Below are 22,271 nucleotides of genomic sequence, written 5' to 3' on the forward strand. Positions count from 1 at the left end.
TTCAACTGCTCTCGGAATATTCAATAGATGAACTCAATGAGATAGCCACAATGGCATTAGGTATCTCATAGATGTGTAGATACCTATGCCTTTTAGGAGAGGGCTAGGGTGAGGTTAAGTATTTAATAAGTTCCCTCTCTCTAACTCTCTCCCTTTGGGAGAGAGAATTTTCTTTTGACTGATCTAATTATATTAGGATTCTACAATTAAGCTTCAGCGGGCTGTTCCAGCTTCTTTAGTTTCATATCAAACAGGAATGGACCGAAAGGCAGAATCGAAGCGATTAAACCCATCACAAACATGCTGAGAGACCATTTCTGTTTTTCACATACCGCGAATAAAACTACCAGAAATAGCACAAACAGTACGCCATGACCCATGCCGACATATTTCACCAGAATCGGATTATCCAGCATGTATTTCACTGGCATCGCGATAAATAACAGCAGCAGGAATGAAATTCCTTCAAGCAAACCGACCAGACGCAAAGTTTTGATGTTCATAATACATATTGATTTAACCGAATTAGTTCTGAGTGTACCGAATATCACCTGAATATCGAATCTTAATAATAAAGATATATTCAATATTTTTAATAAGTTATAACCAAGTAAGGCAGTTGGTTATTTAATCTCGGCACCTAATAATTCATGACGTAATTTTAGTAATTCCGGTAAGGTTTCCAACAATAAACTGATCTGTTTCAACACCAAAAGCAGATGTGCTGACTGGTTTTCCTGGGTACTTAAGCGTTGAATTTCTGCCAGTTTATGATCGATGTCGTAGGTATCTAAAGGCTGTTGTTGCAGCAATACCCCAGTTAAGGTTTGCTGGCACCAGTGCATTAAATCCAGAATTTGTGTATCAGTAACCTGCTCACGGTGACTCCCCAATGCTGCAATATAACTGAGTTGGCTATGACTATAGACCAGATAGCGAAAGGCACTTTTGACCAGTTGCGGATCTGGATTCGGTTCGGTACTCAGACTTGAAATCATGCTGGATAAATCAATCTGTGCATTGTGGGCCAGACGCCGTGCAGTCCGGTAAGCAATACTGTTATCTTTACCGTTTCGATATTGCTCGACCACTGCAGAAAAATAGTTCAGTGTTGCATGTGATGATTTTTTGATATTGCTGGAAATATTACGAAAATTCCAGTCAGGCCAGATCCAGCTTACTGCCATCCAGGCAATCAGACAGCCTATGAGGGTATCAATGATACGCGGTAAGATAATGGCGTAACCGGCACCTTTCAGGTTAAAAATCAGGAGTACCATCAAGGTCGCCATGAGAGTGGCCATGGCATATTTTTTGGAACGCAGATAGAAAAAACCGACACCAAAAATCACTGTCAGCAGCAATTGTCCTTCGATACTTGGTACAAAATACAGAATGGGAACACCCAGCATGACCCCTAATAAGGTTCCCAGAGTCCGCAATTTGAGCCGGCTTTTGGTGGCAAAATAACTGATCTGACAGACAAACAGGCTGGTCAATAAAATCCAGTAGCCATTTTTCGCAAAGGGTAATAATGAAATGACATAGCCGACTAGAAATACAATGGCAATCCGCACGGCATGCCGAAAGAGTGCCGATTGCGGACTTAAGTGCGGTTTGAGTTTCAGCCAGAGATCTGTGCTATCGCGAATATCATCATCAAACAGGCTCAGGTCATCAAAATGCTGCTGATAGCGTGGCTTATACAACGCCTGTTGATCATGCAGGTGTTGTAACTGCTCATGTACACTGAGCAGATTGGCCAGAATAAGCTGTAAATTTTTAACTTCAATATTCTGTGGATGCTGGGTAATCCAGTCCTGCATCGACTCCTGTAAATGTTTCAATGCCAGTTCATCATCTGTAGACAGATAAAATTTTTCATTGCGCAGCACACATTCTGCCAAATGCTGACAGGCAAGGGCTTGCAGGCGGATATTTTTCTGAATCCGGAAAATCAGGTCAGTGCGGCTAAAATGCTGTTCGATCTGTTCATAATGCAGATAATTGGCTGTGGCCTGTTCATGAATATCCTGCATCAGAAAATACAGATTCAGCCAGTAAATGGTGTTACGATTGGCACGCGAAGCTTTGAGTCGGGTCAATAGCGAATCTTTGCTACGGTTAAAACTCTGAATGACTAAAGTATTTTTAAGTGACAACTCATAGAGCAGGTTTTCAACATTCGGATGCTGGTCCGGATCAAAAAGTTTGGCTTTACTCAGCAGTAAATCCGACATGTGCTGCAAACTTTGTGCGAGATTTTCCTGAACCTGCAAGGTAGGACGCAGCAGAAAAAATAGAATAGACGTCAGGCCGTACCATAGCGCCCCAATGACAAAATAAAGCGGCTGTTCATACCAGTGCTGATATTCGCCCAGGCCGAACATGGTATAGATTGATAGTAAAATGGTGCCAAATGAAATTGTGGCATAACGTTGGCCTAAGGCTCCCATTAGAATAAACAGCGCACTGGACAGCGACAGCCACAATGCAAACCAGAATTTATGTGGAGCAAGAAATTCCAGAATGCTGCTGACACTGAAAAACAGAATGATGACCAGTAACAGGTTGCGCAAACGCAGGCTTAGCCGATCATCAAAATCAGTCAGTGCCGTGGCAATTGCCCCTAACGTTACTGGAACGATCAAGAACTCATAACCCAGAAATTTCAGACCGAAAGTGGTACCTAAAAACACCAGCAGGATCTGCAGGCAATAAGTCATCAGCGCACTGGACTGAAAGGGCAGCAGGGCAGGTTTTATAATTTTAACAAAAGTAGCAGTCGCAGGTCGGGCAGCATTCACAAGGACAGGATCCGGAAAGTAAAAACGCAAAGTTCTGAATGCAATTTAGACGCCAAAATAAAAGAAAAATCCATGAAAAAAACGAGCATGTTGCCCGTTTTTCTATTTAGTCATTGGCATGAAGGTGTTTTAGATCACACCACAGGCAATACGTGCACCGCCGCCGCCCAAGGGTAATGGGTTGTCGGAATAGTTGTCGCCACCGGCATGTACCATAATCGCACGACCCTGAACATCAGCCAGTTTCAGACGTGGCGCAAGCAGGGTGACACGTGCAGTTCCATCTGTATTGACTTTCAATGCTGGTAAATCACCTAAGTGACCAGTCACTGGTGTACCGTGATGCGGTGCCTGATTTGGATTGTAATGGCTACCTGCAGCCAGTGCTGCGCCCATCTTGCCGTCTTTCATGGCAGGCGCGCATGAACCATTTTCATGAATATGGAAACCGCGTTCACCCGCAGGAAGTTGTTTCAGGTTGGTACGAATGACCAGACCGGCTGGGCTGTCACTGAGTAATACGGTCCCAATCTCTTGGCTCACACCTTGAGCAGTTACTGCATTCACAGTCACTGCTCTGACCACTTCATTTGATGGAGAGGTTGAGGCACAACCGGTAAAAAGTGCGGCGCTTAACGCGCAAAGTGTCGTAATTTTAAACAATGAAGACATGATTTTGGCATCCTGATCTTTATTCTGTTTTGTGAATTCATTTAAACAGAGCAAGATCAGAAGCTCTATATAGAATCAGTACTTAAATGTTTTGTTTTGTTTAAGTCGATTCTATCTATGCTTTAAGGTGCTTTGGGCGGTGTGTCATTGGTTTCTGGATCAATCTCATGTGCCATGGTGGCTTTAGGCATCATTAAAGGTTCATTCAGATTACTTTCATGTAACCATTCACGCCAGATTGCAAGCAGCACAGCCAGAATCACCGGGCCAATAAACACCCCGACCAGACCAAAACTGGCAATGCCACCCAAGACTCCAAACATGATCAGCAGGAAAGGAATCTGGGTTGCACCAGAAATTACCAGTGGACGAATCACGTTATCGGCAGTACTGACAATACAGACACCCCAGACCATGACCCCAATGGCTTCAATGGTTTGTCCTTGTGAAAACAGCCATAACGCCACCGCACTATAGGCGAGGGGTGGGCCAAAGGGAATCAGGGCAAAAATAAAGGTCACAATGGTTAAAACCATCGGATTCGGCACACCTGCAACAAAATAGCTCAGACCTGCCAATAAGGACTGTGCAATCGCAGTCAAACCGACGCCATATACTACGGCACGTGTAGTCGCAGAGATGGTGGAAAAATAATGATGTACACGTGGACCGACCACCATTTCAAAGGCTTTACGCACCTGATTTAAAATGGTCTGACCATCACGGTAGAAGAAAAACAGCGAAAGTACCGCAAAACATAATTTAAAGATGTTTTTGCTGACTTCATTCAACACCACTTTGCCGTAATTCAGATGACCTTGAATCCAGGTCGATACCGACAGTGCAATACTCTGTGGATCAGTGTTGATTTCATTTAAGGTTCGGGTAATTTCCTTGCCCACAATCGGAAGCCCGCGAATAAAATCAGGGACATTCAGGTGACCGGAAAACACTTGTCGCTGCAATTCAAAATACAGGTTACGACCTTCGTGCTGCAGCATGAAAATGGCGAAAATAAACGGCAGACCAAAGACCAGAATCACGGCCAAGATCATTACGGTTGCACTCAATGTCGGTCGATTGCCGCACAAGCGTAACACCGACTGATACAGCGGCCAAGTCATATAGGCAATAATTGCTGCCCAAACTACAGGAATGATGAAATACTTGAGTATATGAAAACTCAAAAAAATCAGGATAAAGAACAATCCAAATAATAAGACTTTTTGTAATGTAGGCGCGTACTGTTGCACTGAATTTAATGACTCATTTTTTAGGTCGTGTTCAGGCATATTAACTGAAAAAAAAGCGATCGAAAATGATAGCTAGCCAAGTAGCGAGATTATTTTCCCAAAGCTACACCGCGATTCAGATGATTGACTCAAAACCACTGACTCGGATCATCAATAATGGCATTCAGTACCGGTTGCCATTGAGCCTGCAGCTCCCGATAGATTTTCTGAGGTTTATCAAAGACGGACAGGCCTTCCATAGCCAGTCGGCTATAAGGGGCACGTTCCGAAATCCAAGCCACTGGCTGCTGGTCAATCTTGTCAAAAAACTGCTGTATGTCCTGATTGCTGGCGGCATTTGGTTTGGTACGGTTGGCCAAAAGTAAAATTTCAACCTTGCCCTTACGGATGCGTTTAATGTCCTGCAAATATTTGAGAAAACGGCGGGTCGAATCAATATCAAAAAATGAAGGCTGGATCGGGATGATAATCGCATGTGCTTCACTGATCAGCTGTTCGGCATGATCATCGGTCAAAGCACCTGGTGCATCAATAATCAGGTATTCGATCTGCTTCGGCGCATCACCAATGGACTTGCTGTTGCGCCAGTCCAGACTTTGGATCTGTGCCACCTGTGCCGGACGATGCTTGAGCCATTGCAATGTTGATTTCTGGTTGTCGGCATCGGCCAATGCCACCTTATAACCCTTTTGTGCGAGTGCTGACGCTAAACTAATGGCTGTCATGGTTTTGCCACAACCGCCTTTCTGATTCGCAACTAAAATTGTTTTCATGACTCAAGGTGATTTTATTCTGTTCCGGCCTAGCATATCATTCTTTTCAAGTATGCAAATGGCCGAAGTCCTCAACTTCAGTCGAATGCGATGCTATAAAAATCAGGCAAATTAGGAAGATTGAATGTCCATATGGATGGCCATGCTGATTGGCGCATGTATCGGGGTGGTATTGACCACTATTATTTTAAGTCAGACGCGTAATGGACGGATCAAAGCCGAATATGAGCAGTATATTGCCGAGCTGGAACTGGAGCATCAGCAGTCCCTCATTGCCGCGCAAAAACGCAGCGTGAATACCAGCCGTGCAGTCCTCAAGGGCAAAATGGCGGAACAGCTCGCGCCGATCATGCCGGAATTTCAATATCTGCCAAGTGATGCCAAGTTTCTGGGCGATCCGGTCGATTATGTAGTCTTTGATGGCTATACCGATTTTCGGGATGGCGAAGGTGATGCTGAAGATATTGAAGTAGTTTTGATAGACATTAAAAGTGGCGGAGCACGTCTGACCAAAGGCCAGCAAGCCATTGCCCGAGCAGTTCAGGAAGGACGGGTGCGTTTTGAAACCATTCGGATTGATTTTCAGGATTGACCAAAATCCAGTGAAGAATAAAAATTATGCAAAAATTACTGATCACTGCGCTGCTGTTTATGCTTGGACTCTGGGTCTGGAATGAGTTTTTTCGTGCCATTCCGCATTTGCAAGAAAAAGGCGTACTTAAAAACTTTAAAGTAGAACCGGTCAAGCGTATATCAGCGACCTATATTGTGCATGATCACCGTTTCGTAAAACCTGATCGTCGGGTGCTGCATCAGGCCAGCCCAGTGGTAGGGCATTTTAATGATCTGGCCTATCTCAGCAATATTGATGTGATATTGCTGACTCAACTGCTGCCGGCCATGCAGGCAAAATTAGAGTTTGATGAAGCAAAGCGCTGCTATCAGATTGAAGGACAAACCAATAAAGCGGAGCGTGACTTCGTCAATACGCATGTACAGTATTTTAGTCTGATTGCTGCCACTGAAAAAATTGCCGATCAGATTCGCCGGCTAAAATCGGGGCAGAAAATCACGCTCACTGGTGATCTGGTGACAGTTCATTCAGGCACGACTGGACAAGAATTCCGGGTCGGGACGGGCTCTGAATATCGTGCTCATTGTCAGTTGCTGCAAGTAACCCACCTTCAGCCACACTAAATATAAGATGGTCGTAAATTAGCTTCCTAGTTTACGAACACGTGCTAACAACATACGTTGGCCAATCTTGAGTATACCTTCCGCATCTACATAATTTAAAGTTTCTATTTCAAAACCGGTTTCCAGCAAGGCGGTCTCAATATCCCGATTCAGATGACAGCCATCTGCGACTTTCTTTTGAATGGGAGTGAGTAAATGTTGTAGACGCTGAATATTTAAATTTTGTCGATTCAGAACATGTTCGACCACATGTAAAGTCCCACCCGGTTGTAGCACACGATAAATTTCCTGCAGGCTCTGTTCCAGCTCTGCAATACTACAAAGCGTCCAGGTAGATACAATATTTTCCAGACTATTTTCGGCAAAAGGTAAAGCTTCTGCACTGGCCTGAATATGTTCGACCTGAAAAGCGGCCTGTTGAATTCGTGATTCTGCCAGTTTGAAGATCGTCGGGTTTGGTTCTAGTGCATAGACCTTATCAACCGATTGATAAAAAGGCAGATTCAGGCCGGTACCAAAACCAATTTCCAGTACTTCACCGGAAATATCCAAAAGTAGTTCACGACGCAAGTCCATCAAGGATGGCGTTTGCATCACTTGATTCAGCAGATGCGGAAAGATATGTTGTTGATAAAGTTTATACAGCATTTGAGTTATTTTAATTTGATGGAAATACGTTCTAGCTTAACTGAAAAATAAAATGACAGGCATATATCGAGCTGACTAAATACGTGCAGTTTGTTACCAAGTTCAACTGTTTATTCATTAAAAAATCCGTAAGATCAAGGAAGATATCCTTAAAACGTTTGATCAACTTGATTAGGATTAGATTAAAAATTATGCTCAAATACTTTAAACATTATGCTTTGCTGGCCAGCCTGTTGCTGCCTATTTCGGGCTATAGCTCGGTCGACCACAATATTGCCAAAGGTTTGCCTCCTGTCGTTAAAGGCCAGTCAATTTCGGTCTTGCAGCCCTTTAAAGGTGATTTCCGTATTCTGGGTTCCAAGGTTTATAGTTCTGACCCGCAAGCCAAATTCTCTCCGATTGATTATGCCGTCAGTTGGGGGCTGTTTGCTGAACCTGAAATTGCCCGACATATCACAGTGAATCAATATGACCGTTATTTAAACTGGAAAATGGATCGGGTGCCAGTGCCGGTAGAACAAGCCAAGCAGATGGTGTCCAATATGCATATCATTCCTGCCAATCCTGAAATTGCCAAGGCAATTAAAAAAGTAAAGCGTGGCGATCTGGTGCGTATGCAAGGGGAACTGGTTGAAGTGCGTGACAAAGATCTGGTCTGGAAATCGTCTTTAACGCCGACCGATACGGGTGATGGTGCCTGTGAAGTTTTCCGCGTCAGTTCCATTAAGTGGATTGAAAAAGTCGGTAAGAGCTAAAACAGACATCCTATACACTTCTGAGTTGTATAAAAAACCGCTCCTTTGAGCGGTTTTTTTATCTGCTTAGTACTTACTTCGCAGTTAAAGCCTGACCTTCAAAGGCAATTCCATCCCAGCCATTGAGCATAAACTGGCGGATATTCTGATGATCAGTCGCCTCTGGCGTCGCGAGTACAGAAGCATAATGTTCAGCAAACAGGCCTAAGGTCTGTGCCTGATCCATACCATTCAATTGTGCAAAAGAAAAGACTTTGGCGCTGCCCTGGTTTTCTGTAGCCGCATTATTCTGCTGGCCATTTTTAAATGCAGTCGGTGTATGCGTATAACGCGATTCGATATAAGCAATCACATCTGCAAATTTTGCTTCGCCTGCTGCCAAATGGGCCAATAAATCCTGTGCCATGCTGTTTTTCCTGTGCCATTCATGAAAATTCGATGCAATAAATATAGCAATTTTCTTGCGAAGTTCCATGGTATTTCATTGATTTTCGGTTCAAGATAACAGTGAAATTTATCCATGCTGAATATGAAACTTTGGATAAAATAAACTTGATCAATAAATAGAACAGGAAAAAATATGGGCTGGCTTTGGGTGGCAATGGGTGGGGCAATCGGTGCCAGTCTGCGTTATGCAGCAGGACTTTGGCTGTTCAAACCACAAATGCAATTTCCTTGGCCCACCTGGTGGATCAATATTTTAGGCTGTTTATGTGCCGGGATTTTTTTTGCCTGTAGCCAAAAATATCCAGTACTCCAACAAGAAGCTCGTCTGTTTTTAATGGTGGGGATTCTCGGTGGTTTTACCACATTTTCCAGTTTCGGTCTGGAAAGCTTTTTGTTATTCAAGCAGGGTGCTATGGGCCTAGCGCTGTTATATGCATTATCCAGCTTAATTGTCAGTATTATTGTTCTGGCGCTGGGCTTTTATTTAACTTCACTCGTGTTAGCACAGAGTTAAAATCAGCGCATAAAAAAGTCAGGAAATTGGAGGTCATTTCCTGACATGAACCACGATTTCAATCTTAAGATAATCGAGGGTTTTCGGTTTTAACCACGTTTAAAGCGGCCAAAACGTTTGTTAAAGCTTGCTACACGTCCTTCATTGCTGGTCTGACGTTGCTCACCAGTATAGAAAGGATGTGATGCACTCGAAATATCCAGTGTCACATAAGGGTATATTTTACCTTGATATTCTTTGGTTTGGCTCGAGTTCATCGTGCTGCCAATCACGAAATAGGCATCGGCATTGGTATCATGGAATAACACTTCACGATACTCAGGATGGATATCTGAACGCATATCTAACTTCCTCATGATTCTTGATTAAATGTTATAATATAACATTTAATATTTCAAGTAATCTAGGGTTACAGCGTGTAAGCCTATCGTCTCAATTTAGCTTCGACTCGGTACCAGTTCTTCAAATACATCACTTAAATCGTCATGTACTTTGAGATGAATCAGGTTCCAGTATTGTCCTGAAATTGTCCGGTTCACCATCAAGGTATCAGGGGAAGGCTTAAATACATCCCAATATTTCAACGAAGGTTTCAGTAACTCCATCCCATCATGATGCGCTGAGTTTTCGGCAAAATCATAGTCAGTGACCAGAGGACGCATGAGCACTTCCAGCCATTGTTCATACAATTCTTTTGGGAACTTTCCAGTTTCAGTCAAGGAATGTAGCGCATCTAACTGTTGCTCGATCACGGGAATATTCTTCTCGCGTGCCGCATGGATCAGTTCTCTGAAATGTCCAATCACTTCAGTCGATAAGGTTTTGACGCCACCATAGTCATAAACAATCACAGAGCCATCTTCACGAAATGCAAAGTTGCCTGGATGCGGGTCACAGTGAAAGCGTTTCAGATAAAAAATTTCCTGACCAATGGCGCGGAAGAGGCGGCGGCCTAAAGCATTTCGGGTTTCGAGTGGCCAAGTGCTGGCAGTTTCGATACTTTCACCAAGCTCTTGGCTTAAGGTCAAAATATGTCGCGATGAATACTCATGAAACACTTTCGGAATCACAATTTTATTGTCCAGAGGCTCATGGAAGGCACGGGCGATTTCCAGATTCTGGGCTTCAATTTCATAGTTCAGCTCATTGTCCAGACTGTGCTGAATTTCTTTAAATAATTGATCTTGAAGTTTACGGTCAATCTTTAAGACGCCCATCATGCGCAGTGCCAGACGAACTTGTTTCAGGTCGCTTTCGCAGGCTTCATCCACACCAGGATATTGTACTTTGACCACAACTTGCTGGCCATTCGGTAGGGTGGCTTTATGCACCTGACCAATCGAGGCCGCGGCAAATGGCTGCTCATCAAACTGCTGGAAAAGTTGCTGTAAAGGTTTACCCAATTCTTTTTCCACTTGTGCCTGAATTTCTTTAAACGGCATCGGTGGCGCCTGACGCTGTAACTTGGCAATGGCTTTAGCGACTTCGGGCGGGAAAACATCTTTATATTGCGAGGCAATCTGGCCAACTTTCATGACTGCGCCTTTCATCTCTCCCAAGGTATCCGCAATCTGCACACCAATATCCTGAAATAATTTACTGCGTGCAGTGTTTTTCTGCTCGTCATCGGCAGTTAAATTTTTAATGGAATTGGAGAGGGTTTTACCTGCAATACTTGCGGTCATTCCGGCAAGTTTCATAAAGCGACGACCGGGTGTGCTAGCCGTTTTTGCCATGCGAGATTCCTTGAAACCAACTATGAATGGATGTATTTGATCATAGGTGACAAAGGTTCAATTGCCTAGATTTAATTGTAGAGGTTGTGTTGTGATTTCCTTCAGCTTCTCCATGTTTAATGCATCATCTTTGATTTGTTAAAAGATTTATCTTTATTGCTTGCGTTTAAACTATAAGAATATGCCGGAATCCGTCATCGTTTTAGATAAGACCGAGTACTAATTCTGAATGTTGTTTTATAGCTAAAAGCTTAGAATAAACAGAGTGTAGTAATGAAGAAAATTCAATGAAAGTCTATCGATATTTTACCGGGAAAGATGATGTACATTTTTGTGCGCGGGTGACCCGTGCCTTAAATGAAGGTTATGAGCTATATGGTTCACCCACCATGACTTTTAATGGTACGGATGTAATTGTGGGGCAGGTGGTGATTAAAGATGTAGTGGATGAATCTGAGATTCCACAAGGATTAAAAAATGCGCTGGATCTTTAATCTCAGCGCATTTTCTAACTTAAATTAATCAAATAAAAGTGTTTAGTTGTTTAGACTTAAGCGTTTATTATTGCCATATAAACGGCCCAATAAAAGTATGCAAGCTACGCTGAGGCCTACAATCAGGCCAACCCAGACACCGGCGGCGCCCATGTCGGTAAAGCGGGACAAATACACCCCGACCGGGAAGGCGATGACCCAGTAAGCCAGCATGGTAATCCACATTGGCCCCTTGGTATCCTGCATGCCGCGCAGACAACCTGCCGCACTGATCTGCCAAGCATCCATCAGCTGATAGGCAATGGCAAACAGAATCAGATACACCGCAATTTGGGTCACGATCAGATCTGAGGTGTAGAGTGCTACGATTTCATTGCGGAAAACCCAAAGCAGAATCATGGTCAGGATCGCCAGAATAGTGGCAGTAATCAGGCCGAGATATTGTACTTTACGCATGGCTTGCCAGTTCTGTTCACCATAGTAGGTGCCAACCCGAATGGTCAGGGCAATCGCCAGTGACATGGGAATCATGAACAGTTGTGAAGTGACAGAAATAGCAATCTGATGGGCAGCGACAATGGTCTCACCCAAAGGACTCAGCACAATTGCAGCAGTACTGAAAATACTGACCTCAAAAAAAATTGCCAATCCGATTGGAAAGCCAAGCTGTAAGATGCGCTTCATCCATTCCGGGTTGATTTTTTCCCAATGGGTAAAAGGCTGGGTACGTTGATAGGCCTTATTCTTAAAGATATACAATGCCAGAGTCATGAGCATTAACCACTGCAAAATCGCTGTGGCAAACCCACAGCCTGCACTGCCCAGGGCCGGAACAGGGCCAATACCATACATAAAGATATAGTTCAGCGGAACTAGCAAGACCAGCGCCAATAAACTAATCACGGTCACCGGACGCGGATTTCCAATCGCTTCAGAATAGCCACGTAAGGCCGCATACATGGTTACCGCTGGCATACCAAAACCAATCGCATGCAGAAATAAACCGGCTTTAGGTTGTAAGCTTTCCGGTACACCTAAAAGTGGCAAAGTGGCCGGCAAGAGTTGCAAAATCAAGCCGGCAATTACCCCAAGAATCAGGGCAACCCAAAGCGATTGACGTGCAATGGTGGCAATTTTTTCAGGTGTGCGTGCGCCATTGGCCTCAGCAACCAAAGGCGTCGTGGCAATCATAATGCCACTAAACAGCAGCATCACCGGAATCCAGAGTCCTACTCCGACGGCAATCGCGGCAAGATCGGTAGCAGACAGGTGACCGGCCATAATGGTATCAATCAGACCCAGACCAGCCTGAGAAAATTGGGTCACCAGAATGGGTAACATCAGATGAAACAGTTTTTTTAATTCAAAACCAAAGGTTGTGACTGGTGAAACATTCGACACAAAAATTACTCATCGTGATCATGTGCTTAAATAGAAGGTTTAGCGTTGTAAAGTGAGAAGCACACCAATAAAAATTACCACGCCGCCTAAAAGACGTTGCCAATTAATCGGCATTTTTTCATTACCCAATAATCCCAGATGATCGACCAGCATCGACATCACCATCTGACCAAAAATAATGAGACCGCTAAGAACCAGAAAGCCAAGTTTGGGCGCTGCATAAATGCTCATGCTAATCGCGTATACACCCACGATGCCCCCGAGCCATAAATACCAGGGAACACTCATCAGTTCCTGTAAACCGGGTTTGGGATTGGACTGAAAAAGTACGATTACGGCGAGCACTATTGTACCAATCAAAAAGGAAAAAAATGCAGCTTGAATAGGAGAATATAAATATTCTTTTAGTTGTGTATTAATTGCGGTCTGGAGTGTCAATAAAACACCGATTGCAAAAACCAAAGGAAGTAAAATAATAAGTTGAGAAGATATTTTCATAATTTTAACTGACTAATTCTATTTAAATTTTTAGGCATATCACACGATCAAATTTAATTTTAGCAGTGTTGCCGCCGAGTCATGTTAAAATTCGGCTATATCTTGTAATCGTTTTTGAGTAGTTCTTTGGCTGAATTGAATCCTGCTGCTGTCCCTTTGTCCTTATATATTCATATGCCTTGGTGTGTGCGCAAATGTCCTTATTGTGACTTCAATTCGCATGCGGTTCCGGATGGTCAATTATCACTGGAATTGGAACAGGAATATTTACGAGCACTGGTGGAAGACTTTAAAACTCAGGTCGATTTTGCCCAAGGCCGGCAGATTCACAGTGTCTTTATTGGTGGGGGGACGCCGTCACTGATTTCTGCCCCAGGCTATCAATGGTTATTTGATCAGCTCAAAGCCGTTATTCCCTTTGCCGAAGGCTGTGAGATTACGCTGGAAGCCAATCCCGGCACAGTCGAACATGATCCGTTTGCCGGTTATTTACAGGCCGGAATTAACCGTCTGTCGATTGGGGTGCAGAGTTTTAATACCGAGCATCTCAAGCGTTTGGGACGGATTCACAGCAATGAAGATGCGATTTCTGCCATTGGGTTAGCACGTGAAGCCGGCTTTCAGCGCATTAATGTCGACTTGATGCATGGTTTGCCTGAACAGACCTTGGATCAGGCTTTGCATGATTTAAAATTGGCCGTGGAACAGGGTGCTACACATATTTCCTGGTATCAGCTAACGATTGAGCCAAATACGGTATTTTTCCGGACTCAACCGATTTTGCCTGTCGATGAAGTATTGGAAGATATTCAGGAGCAGGGTGAGCTCTACTTAAAAGCGCAGGGTTTTATCAACTATGAAGTTTCGGCTTGGCGTAAAGAACTGCCTTCAGCACATAATCTGAATTACTGGCAGTTTGGTGATTATCTGGCAATTGGTGCCGGAGCACATGGTAAAGTCACTCAGCCGGATGGTGTATATCGGTTCCAGAAAACCCGTTTACCTAAGGATTACTTAGCCAAAGTACCTGCCGAACATGTGCAGTTTAAACGCATTGAAGATACTGACTTACCTTTTGAATTTATGATGAATGCGTTACGTTTAAATCAGGGTGTGGAAGCCAAACTCTATGCTGAACGTACCGGTTTGAGTCTAGATACTTTAGATGAGTTACTGAGTTCTTTACGTGATAGAAAATTAATGGTCGATGATCAAGATCGGCTTTCATGTACCGAGCAGGGGCATATCTTTTTAAATTCGGTACTAGAAGAATTTCTTTAATTATTTAATTTCTCCATTGTTCTAAAAGAAACCCTAATAGGAGTTTATTGGGGTTTTTTATTGCCTTAAATAAAATGCCTAAAGTCTGATTGACGCTTTCTTAAAGAGAAGTTTTCTGAGAATATTCAAAGATTAAATTAAATGAATATTATAATTTCTAGAGGGTGGGCAGGTGGATACATTATGGGCTTTTCAACAGCTGGATTTAACCGATACCCGATTCTTTATTTTTGATAGTAAAAGTGATCATCTGGTTTATGAAGATCGGGACTTTAAAGAATATCATTGGGATCAGTCTAAATATAATCGAGTCAGGGAAGGGGATTTCTTTTTATATCGACGACCGCAAAAAGCCTCTGAAATTAAAAATCAATTCTATCTTTATGGTGCAGGCTGTATAGCCAAGATTATTGCACCTACTGCCATTCCTCAAAATCATCAAAAACGCCAAACCAAACCGGTCTTTGCGGAAGTGATTGATGGTATACGTTTTATAGATCCTATTCTGCAGTCCGATTTGGAAGATTTTCAATGGACTTTTAAACCACGCGGAAATACTTGGGCACATTTTTTTCAACAATATGGCATGAATGAGATCACGGCAGATGATTTTTGGCGATTACTTAAATTAGCGGGAAGAGGAGAAAAACAGGACACTTTACTAGATACGCATTTGCGTCAAGAAATCCTTGATTATAGTGTTGAAGATCAATATGCAAGGGTAAAGGTTCGCGGTTCGCCACACCAGAAATTTGCTTTACAAGTTAAACTTAATTATCAATATCAATGTGCGATCTCAGGCATTAAGGCCAAAGCCTTTTTAGTGGCTTCTCATATCGTACCCTGGTCTGAAAATCAGGCACATCGAAAAAATCCGCGTAATGGAATTTGTTTATCTTCTTTATTGGATCAAGCTTTCGATCAGGGATTTATCACGTTGGATGAAGGGCTTAAAGTGTGTATCGCGAATCAGGCCAAGCAAGATGCGAGTTTATACGCCTATTTAAAACCCTATCACGGTAAGCGAATCGACGTACCAAAACGTTTTGCCCCTGATCCGGTATTTTTAGCCTGGCATAGAGCACACCGTTTTTTAGATCAACCCAATGATCTTTAAAAACTAGAGCGGTATGAGAAAATGATAGGCACAAAAAAAGCACTCTAAGAGTGCTTTTTTTCAATATCTTGCTTCTAAATTATAGAGCAACGATATTTACAGCTGTAGGGCCTTTTTGACCTTGAGCTACGCTGAAAGAAACCTTTTGGCCTTCAACTAAAGTTTTGAAACCTGAACCAGTGATTTCGCTGAAGTGAGCAAAAACGTCTGGACCTGATTCTTGTTGAATGAAACCGAAACCTTTAGTTTCGTTGAACCATTTTACTGTACCGTTAACTGTATTAGACATAATATAACCTATTGAATCGTATGAATTTATAGCCAAAATTTCAGATGACTAACTGTAACTTTGAAAAATAAAAAGGATGGAGCTTTTTGATCTGTAATACGAAGGTTTATGACTAAAACTGCGATACTTAAAAGAAGACTAACCAAAACAAGAATTTTTCTAGTTGGGATTATCATACCGCTTATTTTGAGATATACAAGCGTTTTATTGGGCTAATTTATTAGGATGTTGAAAAATATAAAATTAAATTTGTATATTTTCTATCCAGAACAGTTTTTTAAGTTAAAGAAGGGCATTTATATCAATAAAAAGAGCGCCGAAGCGCTCTTTTTAACTCAATTTACAGCTTAGTAATCGAAGCTAAAGTGTTCTGGCGCGAGTGCCGTCATGGTTTTAGACGGATTTACCATCGCTTCTGCATGACCTTGGGTACGTGGCAGAATACGTTCAAAGTAGAAATCAGCAGTTTTGATTTTTGCTTTATAGAATTCTGGAACTTCCGCACCTTCGCCAGATGCCAGTTTGGCTGAAGCGACTGCAGCTTGCTGTGCCCAGAAGTAGGCCATCATCACATAACCGGAGAACATCAGGAAATCTACTGACGCAGAAGATACGATGTCGCGGTCTTTACGTGCTGCCAGCATGATACGTACGGTTAATGCATTCCACTGTGCACATAACTTGGTTAAATCCCAGGCAAAACGACGCATGTATTTATTGCGTGCATGCTGACCACAGAATTTCAGGATTTCAGCAGTGTAATCACGAATCACTTTACCTTTCGAGGTCAACAGCACTTTACGGCCAATCAGATCCAGTGCCTGAACACCTGTTGTACCTTCATACAGGGTAGAGATACGTGAATCACGTACAATCTGTTCCATACCCCATTCTTTGATATAACCATGACCACCGAAGACTTGCATGCCATGATTCGAGGCCTCATAGCCCATTTCGGTCAGGAAGCCTTTCAGGATTGGAGTATAGAAACCAAGATGATCATCATGCTGCTCAAAGGCAGCAGTATCGCCACGCAACAAAGCATCATTCATATTATCTGCAATTTGCGCTGCATGATAAATCATGGCACGGCCACCTTCAGCAATGGCTTTTTGCGTCAACAGCATACGGCGGACATCGGCATGATGAATGATCGCATCCGCCACTTTTTCTGGATCTTTTTTGCCAGACAAGGCACGCATTGACATACGTTCTTTAGCATAAGGTAAAGCACCCTGGAACGACAGTTCAGCATGACAAATACCCTGAATCGCAGTACCAATACGCGCCGTGTTCATAAAGGTGAACATAGCGTGCAAGCCTTTATTCGGTTCGCCAATCAGGTAGCCAGTCGCATTATCAAAATTCAGTACAGCCGTTGCTGAAGCGCGAATCCCCATTTTGTGTTCAATCGAACCGCAGTTCACTGGATTACGCTCACCGATCCCACCATCTGCCGCAGCAATAAATTTTGGTACGATAAACAGAGAAATCCCTTTGGTACCTTGCGGTGCATCTGGAAGGCGTGCCAGTACGATATGTACGATATTTTCAGTCAGGTCGTGCTCACCTGCAGAAATAAAGATTTTGGTGCCTGAAATCGCATAGCTGCCATCTTCTTTCGGCTCTGCTTTGGTCTTAACCTGCCCCAGATCCGTACCACATTGTGGCTCAGTCAGACACATGGTGCCCGCCCAAGTTCCTGCAACTAAGTGAGGCAGATACGTGTTTTTCTGCTCATCGGTACCATATTGCATGATAGTGTTGATACAACCCACACTTAAACCCGGATACATCTGGAATGACCAGTTTGCAGTCCCCATCATTTCCGATTTGATCAGGTTTAAAGACATTGGCAGGTTTTGGCCACCAAATTCTTCAGGATAAGACAGACCTTGCCAGCCACCTTGTACGAACTGGTCGTAAGCTTCTTTAAAGCCTTTCGGTGTTTTTACTTCGCCATTTTCAAAATGACAGCCTTCTTCATCACCGCTTTGATTCAACGGCGACAGTACATTCTCACAGAAATCTGCAGCGCCTTCTAAGATCATATCTACCGTGTCGGCATCGGCATATTCACCATTCGACAAATTCTGGTAGTGCGCAGGGTAGTCAAGCACTTCATTCATAAGGAAGCGAATGTCGTGTAAAGGGGCTTTATATGCTGGCATGCGTTTAATCCTGATTGAAATTAGTTTTGGATTATCTGTATCGATTCTTTGATTATTCACATTCGGGATAAAAAAACATTGATGAATTCAGTGAATAAAAATGTCAGAAAAGCGAATCGATTTTTAAGACTAATGAATGAAATCATCGAATCTCATCATTAGGTGTTTACATTACAGGAAGATTAAAAACTTGTTATATCAATGGAATTTAATGAGTTAAAAGGTGATTTGTCCAGTATATTTTTGTATGAATTGTGCTCGGATTCAGGTGGCAAAATAACTCATTTTAAAATGTCATTAAAACCAATCCATGGTTTTTCAGCTTATAAAAAGTAGTAGGAGGGAAGTAAAGGGTTGCAGTTGCAACCCGAACTGAACTCATTAGAGAGATAGGGGTTTTAAAGAAACTCTTTTAAATCCGGTTTGATACCATTCCAGATGTAAAAAGATTCAATTGCTTGACCGACCAGCATGCCAAAACCTTCAGATGTCGGTACACCGCGTGCCTTGGCTTGATCCAGAAAGGAAGAAGGTTTGCCATAGGCCATTTCATAGGCCCGTTTAAACTGTAGCGTTTCCGGTAAAACCAGGGCATCACCGCTGAGACTGGCAGAAGTGGCATTAATCATCAAATCAAATTCACCGGCTAAAGTGTCTAGTGAAATCGCCTGTAATTCGACTTGCGGTACGGCATTCTGAAGATCAGCGACCAGTTGTTCCGCCCGTGCCAAGGTACGATTGGCAATCACAATTTTTTTCGCACCTGCCTGGGCTAGGGGATAGATTACACCACGCGTGGCACCGCCTGCACCAATAATTAAAATATCTGTATTTTCCAGTGGCCAATCTAGTGCTCGAATTGCTTCAACCAGTCCCTGACCATCGGTATTGTCGCCATGCAGCACACCATTTTCCATCCATAGCGTATTCACGGCTTTGGCAATTTTGGCCCGTTCACTCAGCACCTGACAGTGGGCAAAAGCCTGTTCTTTAAAGGGTACGGTGACATTCATGCCACTACCGCCATTGCTAAAGAATTCCTGAATGTTGGCTACGAAGCCATCCAGTGGCGCCAGACGCTTGGTGTAACTCAGGTCGACACCAGTTTTAGCAGCAAAGGCGTGATGCAATTCTGGAGAACGTGATTGTTCAATCGGGTTACCAATCACGGAAAATTGTTTGCTCATTTCACAATGTCCATGTGCGGAAATGGCCATCAATATACGTGAAAAAGCGCAGAGACTAAAGCCTGCGCGATTTTAAATTGCTGTTAAGTGATCCGGGTTTTAGGAACTGCAAATATCCATAATATGTTCCGCAAACATCAGCGCCATACTGAGAACAACCCCAAACCCAGTCAGGATACTCACCAGAATAGCGGCGCCATCCAGAATCAGGTTGTGACTCAAAATTGCGGTACTCATCGCGCTGATGGCGAGAGCCAGAAAAAGCCAAAAGGCCAACACAGGTAGATTTAATTGAAGATTATGCATTGTTATTCTCACTAGACATCAAATGGAATATGATCGATGTAGCGATAGGGTGCCGCGATCAAATCAGGTATTTCTATGCAGCAGTATAGAGGATATATCTATTAAAGCAGCCCTCTATTTGAGGGCCGTTTGTATCATTTCATTGCGTTGGATTTTAATTCTGTTAACCAGTCATGTGGTTTCAGGTAGTAATCTGTTAAGCGTTTTTCCGGTGAGCCCTCATCCCATTCAGGGCGATATGACCATCCGGTAAGCGGGGGCAGGCTGACCAGAATCGATTCAATCCGGCCACCAGTCTGCAAGCCAAACAGGGTGCCGCGGTCATAAACCAGATTGTATTCCACGTAACGGCCGCGACGGTATAACTGAAACTCGCGTTGTGCTTCGGTATAAGGCTTATCCTGATTGCGCTGGAAAATCGGCAGAATGGCTTCTAGATATCCATTGCCTATAGCCTGCAGATACTGGAAACAGGTTTCAAAATCCCATTGATTCAGATCGTCAAAAAACAAGCCGCCAACGCCTCGCTGTTCATCACGATGTTTTAGATAAAAATAATTATCACACCATTGTTTATGTTCAGAATAAACTTCTTCGCCAAATGGCACACACAGATCATGCGCCGTTTGATGCCAGGACAATACATCTTCATCATTCGGATAAAATGGGGTCAGGTCAAAACCACCACCAAACCACCAGATCGGATCTTGGCCTTCTTTTTCTGCCACAAATAAACGCACGTTGGCATGTGAGGTGGGCACATTCGGGTTTTTCGGATGGATGACCAGTGATACCCCCATCGCTTGCGCTTTGGCACCGGCAATATTGGGATGGCGTTCAGTCGCAGAAGCGGGCAGCTTGGAAATGTTGATGTGAGAGAACATCACACCGCCTTTTTCAATCACCGTACCATTTTGCAAAACACGTGAACGGCCGCCACCACCTTCCGGACGCTCCCAGTCATCGATGATAAATTCAGCCGTACCGCCGCCAGCACGTTCCTGCTGTTCTAGTGCTGCACAAATCCGTGCCTGTAAGTCGAGGAGAAATTCACGAACGCGTTGAATATCCGTAGATGTAGGATGCTGCATCAGAGCCTCGTAAGAAAATAAAAAAACTAACGACATCAAAGCATAAAATCAGTCAAAGATTAAGGTCTATTTGGCAATGCAGTTGATCGGTCCAGACTTTAAATTTCAAGATTCATAAGCAGAATATGGCATTTAATCCGACTAAATGGCTAGGTTGAATTCTTCTTTCAAGCTCAGCACAATAACTCACAAGCGCTCATTAGCTTGAGCATTTCTCGATGGTAATAGGTGGGTGTCATGTCGGTACAGGTCAATTCCCTGATTCAAAAATACAATGTTCCCGGTCCGCGCTATACCAGTTATCCCACTGTTCCGTATTGGGAAGAGCAGAATTTCTCACTGGAACAATGGAAGCAAACGCTAAAAAAGTCTTTTGCAGAATCCAATCAAAACGAAGGCATTAGTCTGTATATCCATTTACCATTTTGCGAAAGCCTGTGTACCTTTTGTGGTTGCCATAAGAGAGTCACAAAAAAACATGAAATGGAACAGCCTTATATTCAGGCGGTATTAAAAGAATGGGATTTATATTGTGAGCTATTACAAGAAAAGCCCATCATTAAAGAGATTCATTTGGGCGGGGGGACGCCGACCTTTTTTTCAATGGCGCATCTCGCTCAACTGATTCAAGGCATTCTGGCCAAAGCTGACATAGCGCCTGTACATGAATTCAGTTTTGAAGGCCATCCTAACAATACCACACGTGAGCATTTGCAAGGATTGTATGATCTGGGTTTTCGTCGGGTCAGTTATGGGGTGCAGGATTATAATGAAACCGTGCAAAAGGCGATTCACCGGATTCAGCCTTATGAAAATGTTAAACAGGTGACCGAATGGGCACGTGAAATTGGCTATGAGTCAATTTCCCATGATCTGGTTTTTGGCCTGCCATTCCAAAGTCTGGAGGATGTTTTAAATACCATTGAGCAAACCAATTCACTCTTGCCGGATCGTCTGGCTTTATATAGTTATGCACATGTGCCCTGGATTAAAGGCAATGGTCAGCGTGGCTTTAAAGATGCTGATGTGCCCAAAGATGCGATCAAACGGGAATGCTATGAAGCGGGTAAAAAGAAACTTCTGGCACATGGCTATCATGAAATCGGTATGGATCATTTTGCCTTAGAAAAAGATGCGATGTACCAGTCCTTTCAAGCTGGAACATTGCACCGCAATTTTATGGGATATACCGCCTCTAAAACCCAGGTGATGATTGGACTCGGGATTTCTTCGATCAGCGATAGCTGGTACAGCTTTGCCCAGAATGTGAAAACCATTGAAGAATATTATGAATGCCTGGCGCGCAATGAAATTCCGGTATTTAAAGGACATGTCTTAAATCAGGAAGATTTGATCATCCGGCAACATATTCTAAATTTGATGTGCAGCTTTAGCACCTCATGGGAAAATTCCGAGATGCTTTTCCCTGAAATTGATGAGGTTTTGGAACAGCTTGACGAAATGGCACAGGATGGTTTGATTCAATTTTCAGACTCGTCAGTCACGATTCTGGAGAAAGGGAAACCATTTGTACGCAATATTTGTATGGCTTTTGATTTACGTTTAAAGCGACGCATACCGGAGAACCGGATTTTCTCGATGACGATTTAATCTTCCCCTAACCCCATTTTTAA

General features: G+C 43.2%; 24 protein-coding genes. 8 read left to right on the forward strand and 16 right to left on the reverse strand.

Going from position 1 to position 22,271, the window contains the following annotated elements:
• Positions 1-206: 206 nt before the first annotated feature.
• From NI469_RS12525 to NI469_RS12545, 5 genes are all read right to left on the reverse strand, one after another.
• Positions 207-503 (reverse strand): DUF3817 domain-containing protein, encoded by a 297-nt coding sequence (locus tag NI469_RS12525; RefSeq protein ID WP_253175363.1) that lies wholly within the window; start codon positions 501-503, stop codon positions 207-209.
• A gap of 120 nt (positions 504-623) precedes the next feature.
• Positions 624-2,807 (reverse strand): YccS family putative transporter, encoded by a 2,184-nt coding sequence (gene yccS, locus NI469_RS12530; RefSeq protein WP_253175365.1) that lies wholly within the window; start codon positions 2,805-2,807, stop codon positions 624-626.
• A 129-nt stretch (positions 2,808-2,936) separates the two neighbouring features.
• Complete coding sequence (gene sodC / locus NI469_RS12535) at positions 2,937-3,479, reverse strand: superoxide dismutase family protein (protein ID WP_224216246.1); 543 nt, start codon at positions 3,477-3,479, stop codon at positions 2,937-2,939.
• A 122-nt stretch (positions 3,480-3,601) separates the two neighbouring features.
• The gene (locus NI469_RS12540; protein ID WP_420909188.1) at positions 3,602-4,732 is read right to left on the reverse strand and encodes an AI-2E family transporter; all 1,131 of its coding nucleotides are present in this window, start codon (positions 4,730-4,732) and stop codon (positions 3,602-3,604) included.
• Between the two features lie 128 nt (positions 4,733-4,860).
• A complete protein-coding gene (locus tag NI469_RS12545) occupies positions 4,861-5,505 on the reverse strand; it encodes a ParA family protein (RefSeq protein ID WP_253175367.1) in 645 nt (214 codons plus the stop codon).
• A gap of 124 nt (positions 5,506-5,629) precedes the next feature.
• Between NI469_RS12545 and NI469_RS12550 the strand changes: the two genes are divergently transcribed.
• The gene (locus NI469_RS12550; RefSeq protein WP_004645008.1) at positions 5,630-6,097 is read left to right on the forward strand and encodes a Holliday junction resolvase-like protein; all 468 of its coding nucleotides are present in this window, start codon (positions 5,630-5,632) and stop codon (positions 6,095-6,097) included.
• Between the two features lie 26 nt (positions 6,098-6,123).
• Positions 6,124-6,702 carry a hypothetical protein gene (locus NI469_RS12555; RefSeq protein ID WP_253175369.1) on the forward strand — a complete coding sequence of 193 codons (579 nt, stop codon included), beginning with the start codon at positions 6,124-6,126 and terminating at the stop codon, positions 6,700-6,702.
• A gap of 18 nt (positions 6,703-6,720) precedes the next feature.
• Here NI469_RS12555 and NI469_RS12560 read toward each other — a convergent pair whose 3' ends face one another.
• On the reverse strand, positions 6,721-7,350 hold the full coding sequence (locus NI469_RS12560; RefSeq protein ID WP_253175371.1) for a class I SAM-dependent methyltransferase: 630 nt from the start codon (positions 7,348-7,350) through the stop codon (positions 6,721-6,723).
• Positions 7,351-7,541: 191 nt separating this feature from the next.
• Here NI469_RS12560 and NI469_RS12565 point away from each other — a divergent pair, with 191 nt between their 5' ends.
• Positions 7,542-8,105, forward strand: a complete 564-nt coding sequence (locus NI469_RS12565; RefSeq protein ID WP_005101258.1) for a hypothetical protein — start codon at positions 7,542-7,544, stop codon at positions 8,103-8,105.
• 73 nt (positions 8,106-8,178) lie between these two features.
• On the opposite strand, the gene NI469_RS12570 is transcribed toward NI469_RS12565, so the two are convergent.
• Entirely contained in the window at positions 8,179-8,511 is a 333-nt protein-coding gene (locus NI469_RS12570; protein ID WP_253175378.1) for a HopJ type III effector protein, read from the reverse strand.
• 174 nt (positions 8,512-8,685) lie between these two features.
• Here NI469_RS12570 and crcB point away from each other — a divergent pair, with 174 nt between their 5' ends.
• The gene (gene crcB / locus NI469_RS12575) at positions 8,686-9,066 is read left to right on the forward strand and encodes a fluoride efflux transporter CrcB (protein WP_253175380.1); all 381 of its coding nucleotides are present in this window, start codon (positions 8,686-8,688) and stop codon (positions 9,064-9,066) included.
• Positions 9,067-9,155: 89 nt separating this feature from the next.
• On the opposite strand, the gene NI469_RS12580 is transcribed toward crcB, so the two are convergent.
• Both NI469_RS12580 and NI469_RS12585 read right to left on the reverse strand, forming a co-directional pair.
• The gene (locus NI469_RS12580) at positions 9,156-9,407 is read right to left on the reverse strand and encodes a type B 50S ribosomal protein L31 (protein ID WP_253175382.1); all 252 of its coding nucleotides are present in this window, start codon (positions 9,405-9,407) and stop codon (positions 9,156-9,158) included.
• A 96-nt stretch (positions 9,408-9,503) separates the two neighbouring features.
• A complete protein-coding gene (locus tag NI469_RS12585) occupies positions 9,504-10,802 on the reverse strand; it encodes an ABC1 kinase family protein (RefSeq protein ID WP_005248249.1) in 1,299 nt (432 codons plus the stop codon).
• A gap of 287 nt (positions 10,803-11,089) precedes the next feature.
• Here NI469_RS12585 and NI469_RS12590 point away from each other — a divergent pair, with 287 nt between their 5' ends.
• Complete coding sequence (locus NI469_RS12590) at positions 11,090-11,296, forward strand: DUF1737 domain-containing protein (protein WP_004281552.1); 207 nt, start codon at positions 11,090-11,092, stop codon at positions 11,294-11,296.
• 42 nt (positions 11,297-11,338) lie between these two features.
• On the opposite strand, the gene NI469_RS12595 is transcribed toward NI469_RS12590, so the two are convergent.
• Entirely contained in the window at positions 11,339-12,697 is a 1,359-nt protein-coding gene (locus NI469_RS12595; RefSeq protein ID WP_338149856.1) for an MATE family efflux transporter, read from the reverse strand.
• 39 nt (positions 12,698-12,736) lie between these two features.
• A complete protein-coding gene (locus tag NI469_RS12600; RefSeq protein ID WP_005108571.1) occupies positions 12,737-13,195 on the reverse strand; it encodes a DMT family transporter in 459 nt (152 codons plus the stop codon).
• 126 nt (positions 13,196-13,321) lie between these two features.
• On the opposite strand from NI469_RS12600, the gene hemW reads away from it, so the two are divergent.
• Together hemW and NI469_RS12610 are read left to right on the forward strand one after the other, a co-directional pair.
• Positions 13,322-14,476: a radical SAM family heme chaperone HemW gene (hemW, locus tag NI469_RS12605; protein ID WP_004281546.1), complete on the forward strand. Its 1,155-nt coding sequence runs from the start codon at positions 13,322-13,324 to the stop codon at positions 14,474-14,476.
• A 172-nt stretch (positions 14,477-14,648) separates the two neighbouring features.
• A complete protein-coding gene (locus tag NI469_RS12610; protein ID WP_253175383.1) occupies positions 14,649-15,593 on the forward strand; it encodes an HNH endonuclease in 945 nt (314 codons plus the stop codon).
• A 79-nt stretch (positions 15,594-15,672) separates the two neighbouring features.
• Here NI469_RS12610 and NI469_RS12615 read toward each other — a convergent pair whose 3' ends face one another.
• The 5 genes from NI469_RS12615 to hemF form a co-directional block, all read right to left on the reverse strand.
• Positions 15,673-15,882 carry a cold-shock protein gene (locus NI469_RS12615; protein WP_004281542.1) on the reverse strand — a complete coding sequence of 70 codons (210 nt, stop codon included), beginning with the start codon at positions 15,880-15,882 and terminating at the stop codon, positions 15,673-15,675.
• A gap of 347 nt (positions 15,883-16,229) precedes the next feature.
• Positions 16,230-18,053 (reverse strand): acyl-CoA dehydrogenase C-terminal domain-containing protein, encoded by a 1,824-nt coding sequence (locus tag NI469_RS12620; protein WP_005101240.1) that lies wholly within the window; start codon positions 18,051-18,053, stop codon positions 16,230-16,232.
• A gap of 398 nt (positions 18,054-18,451) precedes the next feature.
• Positions 18,452-19,240 carry a shikimate dehydrogenase gene (gene aroE, locus NI469_RS12625; RefSeq protein WP_005263792.1) on the reverse strand — a complete coding sequence of 263 codons (789 nt, stop codon included), beginning with the start codon at positions 19,238-19,240 and terminating at the stop codon, positions 18,452-18,454.
• Positions 19,241-19,339: 99 nt separating this feature from the next.
• Positions 19,340-19,546 (reverse strand): hypothetical protein, encoded by a 207-nt coding sequence (locus tag NI469_RS12630; protein ID WP_004281539.1) that lies wholly within the window; start codon positions 19,544-19,546, stop codon positions 19,340-19,342.
• Between the two features lie 134 nt (positions 19,547-19,680).
• Complete coding sequence (hemF, locus tag NI469_RS12635) at positions 19,681-20,637, reverse strand: oxygen-dependent coproporphyrinogen oxidase (RefSeq protein ID WP_253175385.1); 957 nt, start codon at positions 20,635-20,637, stop codon at positions 19,681-19,683.
• Between the two features lie 237 nt (positions 20,638-20,874).
• Between hemF and hemN the strand changes: the two genes are divergently transcribed.
• Positions 20,875-22,248, forward strand: coding sequence for an oxygen-independent coproporphyrinogen III oxidase (gene hemN / locus NI469_RS12640; RefSeq protein ID WP_253175386.1), 1,374 nt, complete (start codon positions 20,875-20,877; stop codon positions 22,246-22,248).
• Positions 22,249-22,271: the final 23 nt, after the last annotated feature.

Origin of the sequence: Acinetobacter lwoffii (genome assembly GCF_024129735.1) — a bacterium.
In the GTDB taxonomy this organism is placed as follows: Bacteria; Pseudomonadota; Gammaproteobacteria; order Pseudomonadales; family Moraxellaceae; genus Acinetobacter; species Acinetobacter lwoffii_H.